The organism is bacterium, assembly GCA_035945995.1.
Lineage (GTDB): Bacteria > Sysuimicrobiota > Sysuimicrobiia > Sysuimicrobiales > Segetimicrobiaceae > DASSJF01.
The window spans coordinates 1-5,307 of the sequence record DASYZR010000173.1 but is presented as its reverse complement, the minus strand read 5'-3'; the positions used below and the strand labels follow the sequence as shown (position 1 = coordinate 5,307).

General features: G+C 62.7%; 3 protein-coding genes. All 3 read right to left on the bottom strand.

The genetic code is table 11. The features are described 5' to 3' along the window. Positions 1-238: cupin domain-containing protein (locus VGZ23_20355; protein HEV2359950.1), on the bottom strand; the 238-nt coding region annotated here is incomplete at its 3' end. Positions 239-584: 346 nt separating this feature from the next. Further along, complete coding sequence (locus VGZ23_20350) at positions 585-1,727, bottom strand: glycosyltransferase (protein HEV2359949.1); 1,143 nt, start codon at positions 1,725-1,727, stop codon at positions 585-587. 1,320 nt (positions 1,728-3,047) lie between these two features. Further along, the gene (locus VGZ23_20345) at positions 3,048-4,427 is read right to left on the bottom strand and encodes an MFS transporter (protein HEV2359948.1); all 1,380 of its coding nucleotides are present in this window, start codon (positions 4,425-4,427) and stop codon (positions 3,048-3,050) included. Between the last annotated feature and the right edge of the window lie 880 nt (positions 4,428-5,307).

Here is a 5,307-nt window from a genome sequence, read left to right as displayed (position 1 = left end):
CCGGCCGGCTTCCGATGTTCTGCCACGCATGCGGGGTGCCGTTGGGTATGAACACGAATGTTCCCGGTCGCAGCTCGTGGAGGGCGCCTCCGAGCTTTATCCGGAACACGCCTTCGAGCGTATGGATCAGCTCGTCTTCGGCATGAACGTGCAGCGGCGGACCTTCTCCTGGCGCAGCGATCGTTTCCAGCGCTGTGACTGCCCCGCCGGTCTCGTCAGACATCGCCTTGAACGTCAACACTCCGCCGACTGGATTCTCAACCGACAGACCCGCTCGCGCGGCAACGACTATCGGCTTGCTCAAACCTCGTGCATGCTAGCGGAGACCGACGATTGCTTCGTCCTTAAGCGATACAGAAGGTGGGCCGAGGGAGGACTGTAAGCCGGGTTCTACCAGACTGAATTCAGTTCCCGTCCGCCAATACGCAGTGACATCCAACGACACGGCCCGATCGGCGGAGACTGTTCCCTAATTGTTCCCTGAGGAACGCTGACTTATGTGTCGCATACGCGGAGTGTCGCGTCGATTTGGTCTCGTCGTTAAGTCCTTCGGACAGATCAATACTAGGCAGCCTTCCTTCGTGTCATATGTCAGCGCCGAAACGGGCGCCGTACGACTGAACGAGCATCGCAACAACCTCGGCCGGTGATGGCCGGTTGTGCAACTCGCGGCCAACGCGGGTAGCGGCCGCCCTATATATGGGGTTCTGCAGCAACTCTGCCGCAGCGGCGCGAATCGACGTCGGGTCCTGCTCGTCCGGGTCCAGGCTGAGGCCAGCACCAGTTTGCTGGATGGATCGGGCGAGTCTGAGTTGACTCTGGCGGCCCAGCGGTAGAAGAAGATGCGGCAGCCCGTAAAGGAGGGCGCCCAGAGTGCCGCCAGCTCCTCCCTGCGAAATAACCAGATCGACCCGGTCGAGCAGTAACGACTGCGGCAGGTAGGGTGTCGCCCGCACATTTGGAGCGATGTCTCCAAGCGCTTCAACGGGGTTTGGGCCGGTCGTCACTACCACAGCGCCGACGATTGGCGCGACGGCGTCGACGATTAGCCGGAGGCGCTCCGGAGTGCTGAACACCGGCACCGTCCCCAGAGTCGCGTAGACGGTAGGTCGCGGCAGGTCGGCCAACCACACCGGGGCGTCAACAGGCGGCCCGTCGAATGCCACGGGGCGCACCTGGAAAACGCCCTCAATTTCGCCGATTTCGTCGGACTGAAGGGGCGCCGGGCATGCGTCCAGGTAGATCTCGCCGGTCGCGCGAACCTGCCGTACAGGAAGGTGTTCGGCCCAGACCGGCGTGAGCAGATGCCGCGCCCTTCGCCTGGCTTCTGAGGGCCACACAGGTTCGTGCCACGAATGGGTCACGCATGGGATGCCGAGGATGGCCGCGAGCAACACTCCCGAATACTCCAGCTCTTCGTTGACCACAAGCTCGGGTCGCCACGATGCGCTCAACGCCAGCAGGTCAGGCAACGCTGATCCCACCCAAACGTCCGTGAACATGTGTGCCGCCCAGTCGTCCGGGTAGCGAGTATGTGCGATCAGGAGGGCATCGGCCTGTTCAAGTCCGACAGGAGAGGACTCCATGCCGCAAGACTTGGCCCAGCGGGCGAGGTCCGGACCGGACGCCACGAGGACGTCGTGACCCGCGTCGCGCGCAGCTAACGCGAGCGGCGCCATTGGATGGAAGTGACCGTACGCGGGAAACGAGGTGAACAGCCACCTCATCCCGCGTAACCTGTGGGCGGCCCGCGCCGGTCGAGCCGCGGTTTGCAACCATTGGCCGGGCGGCAGGACATCAGGACCCGCACGCCGCAATTCTCATGGGTCTCGGTACCGAGAGAACATCGCGTCGCTTCATGGTCCTGACGCGTACGTCCTCGGGTTTAAGAGCGTCTGGGTGGCTGCCGACTATGCCAGGTTCGCTCGATGGGCGGGCGTCAGTAGGACACAGAAGGCGTCGCTACTGTGCGCCACCACGTGGAGAGGTTCAATGTGCTGTCGCGCAGCCCCCGCGAATGCGCCACATTGGCAACAGGGACACAGTAGGTCGCGTTGCGCCGTCGCTGTTTCAGCGAGCTGTTCCCTGATTGTTCCGCCGACAGCCAGGTCTGACTCGAAACCGAATTCAAAACCAGGGGTGTGGGCCGAGAGCGGCGCGTAAGCCGGGTTCTTTTTTCGCCAATTCAGATTGGGCGTCGCGAATTCGGGACGACACCTAACGACAAGCTGCGACACGATGCGGCTGTGTACTGAATGCGTACTGGTACGCAAAACCTTCTGTCTCCCCCATGCCACGCCCCTAGCCGATCAGCCCAACTCGACCACCTTGCGCCGGCCCGCTCGCCCGGAAACCAGGCGGACAGCGGAGCGTGGCATTGCAAAATGATCGGACAAGAGCTGCAACAGTTCGGCGTTGGCTCTGCCGTCGGCCGGCGCAGCCCTCAGCCAGACATGAAGACCGTCATCCAGTCGCTCGATACGCCGACGAGATGAGCGCGGGTGCACTGTGACTGAAAGGCGCTCAGGCACCCAACGGTTCCATCCCTGCGAGACCGACAGCGTCCTGGACACGTCGCAGAGTGCGGTCCGCCGTAACTCGAGCAGCCGCGGCTCCCTCGCTCAGGAGCCTGATTAGCGCCCCGTCGTCTGTCCGAATCTCGGCGTATCGCTCTTGGATTGGCTGCAATTCGGCGATCAGAGCGTCGGCGAGGTGGCTCTTCAAGTTGTCGTATGACTTGCCACTGAATTGTTCGACGGCGGCATCCAGCGAAACCTTGGTCACGGCCCGATCGATCTCAATCAGATTTACTACGCCAGATGAAAGAGGCCGGTGAACCGTCTGCCGGCTATCGGTCACCGAGCGCGCGAGTTTGCGCCTTTGTTCACCAGCCCTGAAATCGCCCTTATCCTCGTCGCGCCTGAGATCAAGGGGCGTGCGTTCGACGCCCGAATCGGGGGCTACGGAATGTCGTTGCGGGTGGCCTTGTCAACACCCCCTGCGTCGCCGGCTTTCTGTTCAGAGTTCGCCGACGATATCCGTCCGGGCTAAACAGCTTCGCCCACCGGTGCGGACGGCTTTTCGATCTCGCGTGTGGTCGGTCTGTAAGCAACGAGCAAGACGACACCCGCCAGAACGAATAGGAACGGCGCCACAACAAAGGACGTCGCGTAGGCCGTGACCGTGCCGGGAGCATCCAGAACTCCCGCCACCACGGCTCCGATCGCACCCCCAAGAGCTCCAAAGGTGTTCAGCAGCCCGCCCGCCAGGCCCATTCGTTTCTGGGCGACCGATGAAGTCGCGGCGATCGTGGTGGCCACCGAGCAGCCGATGAATCCAAGCGCGCCGACAGCAAAACCGAGCGCGAGCCAGGCTGCCGAGCCGTGTAACCCTGGTCCGACGAGCGGCGCCGTGCTTCCGGCCAGCAGTGCAAGCGAGACGACGACAGTCCTTCGCAGGCCGATGCGTCGAATGGCGAGTCCCACAAGCAAGCCACCTGCGATGCCGCTCAGGCCAGCCGGAACCAACGCGAGGCCCGCGGCCTGCGGCTGGAGGCCCAGTGGTCCCTGAAGCACGAGCGTGACGGTGAACGGCACGATGCCGGCGGCGACCTGTAGGAGACCAGACACGACAATGGCGCCGGTGAATTGTCTCGATCGGAAAACGGTGAAGGGGACGAGCGGGTCAGGGACGACGTGTTCGATCCAGACAAATCCGGCGAGGAGAGCTGCCGCCAGGCCTGTGAAAGCGACGAGGCGCAGGGCGCCACCCGAGCTGGTCGAAATACCAACGATCAGCGCCAGAATTGCCGCGGTACCCACGACCGCGCCTCGGATGTCAAGTCGCGGCCGGACCTGACCCCTATCCCGCTGCTGGAGCAGTACGGCCGATCCGGCCAGCATCACGGCGATGACCGGCACGTTGACGAAGAAGACCCAGCGCCAGCCGAGAAAACCCGTGATAACGCCGCCGAAGATCGCGCCAAGTAGCAATCCAAGCATTGCGACGCTCCCGAACACACCAAGCGCCCGGTTCCGCGCATCGCCCGGTTCGAATTCCCTGGTCACGAGGACAAGCGACCCCGGCGCCAGGATTGCGCCGGCGAGTCCTTGCACTGCGCGCGCAACGAAGACGAGTGTTGCGTTGGGGGCCAACCCACCGGCCATCGAAGCGATGCCGAAGACCGCCAGTGCGCCCATGTAGACCCGTTTGGTGTCGAACGCATCGCAAACGCGACCTCCCAGCAACAAGAAGCCAGCCTCCATCAGTGCATAGGCGCTCCTGACCCACTGCACCTGGTCCGCTGTGAGCCGGAACTCATGTGCGATGGACGGGATAGCAACGATCACGATCGAGAAATCCATGACCCCGATCAGCTGGGTCGCCGCCAGCAAGGCCAACACTGCCGCCGCGGGCCTGCGGTTCATTGATTCATCTCCTCGTGCCACCGCCGGCGACTAGCGGCTCGGCGCGTCCCGATTCGCTCACCCAGCCCTCCAGGGGCTGTCCTCCGGGCACCACCCGACGAACAGTTCGCCTCGTCGAACTCGGCCAGCACGATGACGTGAGTGGAATCGAAATGGTTCTGCGAGAAGGGCCATCTGTCCCACCCCACCAGCTGGTGCCACGAGATGCCGTTTCCATTGCCTTCGAATAGGCCGGAATGAATGTGGCCCACGGGTGATCCAACTCTCGCTGAGCCAAACCGACTACTTGCTAGTGATGTAAATGTGAGACATAGATCGAGGCGCCTTTTGGAACCGGCACTCCCGTGAAGCTCGGCCACGCCGCCAACCGCGTACTCACCGGCGCGGTAGAGCTGGTTCCACACGGGCCAGTATCTATGCCGACGGCCCGACTGAGGCCCTCTTGCCGGTGTTGCGTCGGCTTCGGACCCATCGCGCGTCCAGGCGGCGCAGACCGTGATGGCGTCCGGGTCGTTAGGGATACAGAAGGTTCTGGGTACCAATTGAGTACTGAATCGAGAGTACCTAGACCGCTAAATGTTGGCGTCTGCTTCTAACTACCGCAATATGTTGTTGTTGTGGGCCGAGAGCGGCGCATAAGCCGGGTTCTGTCTAGGCGAGTTCGCAACCCGCGTTCCGGATACGAAACGACACTTAACGACACCCGGTGATTGAGTCCGGCTACGTACTGAATGCGTATTTGTACGCGAAACCTTCTGTATCCCGACACGAGTGGCGCCGCGGTGATCCAGCTGAACCGACTAGCGTGTGAACCGACCGAGCTATCCAGGCAGCGCGGTTCGTGGCTTGAGCAGCAGGCAACTTAGGGCCGCAAGCAGCA